Annotated in this window: 1 protein-coding gene; it reads right to left on the bottom strand. The window is 62.1% G+C overall.

Features of this window, described 5'->3' with window-relative positions; genetic code table 11:
- Window positions 1-137 precede the first annotated feature (137 nt).
- On the bottom strand, window positions 138-686 hold a 549-nt coding region (locus FUT88_RS24935), incomplete at its 5' end, for a LysR substrate-binding domain-containing protein (protein ID WP_261797291.1).

Genomic DNA, 686 nt, shown 5'->3' with positions numbered 1-686 from the left:
GACCCATGACGCTTTTTGCTCCGACGTTGCTGCTTTTTATCACGCTGGGGTTCCGAACGTCAACGTCGATACTAAAAGTTTCGAATCCGGTGGTTTGAGGTCCAGTTACGAGGCTTGGCGGCCCACGGCTGACCGGTTTACCAATCCAGCCCAAGCAACCAGTCCACAAACTGCCGCGCCTCGGGCTTCATCGGCGCCTGCTCGCGCTGGACGATGTAGTAAGCATGTGGCGATGCCGATTCGATGTCCAGCAGCCGGACGATCTGACCTGAAGCGAGCCAGTTGCGTGCCATGGCTTGCCGAACCAGCGCCACGCCCTGGTTGGAGGCCACCGCTTCCAGCATCAGGCCGATGTCGTTGAACAGCGAACCGGTCGCGGGCTCCACTGCGTCCAGCCCGGCCGCCTCAAACCACGGGCGCCACGGCTCCAGCGGGCTGCGCAGCAGCGTGAGGTTCAGCAACTGCGATGCTTCGGTGATCGTGTTGCCGCTGATCTGCTCGAAGTAGCCACGCCCGCACGCCGGAAAGACCGGCTCGTTGAGCAGCAGCGTGGTCTTCAGGTCCGGATAGCGGCCGGTGCCGTAGCGGATCTCGACATCGGTGTCCTCGGCTTTCACGTCGAGGAACGGGATGGACAGATGCAGTTCCAGATCGATGTGCGGGTACAGCGCGTTGAACTCCGGCAG

The organism is Ralstonia sp. TCR112 (assembly GCF_007997035.1).
In the GTDB taxonomy this organism is placed as follows: domain Bacteria; phylum Pseudomonadota; class Gammaproteobacteria; order Burkholderiales; family Burkholderiaceae; genus Ralstonia; species Ralstonia edaphi.
The sequence above is the reverse complement of the archived record's forward strand: the minus strand, read 5'-3'. Positions and strand labels throughout refer to the sequence as shown.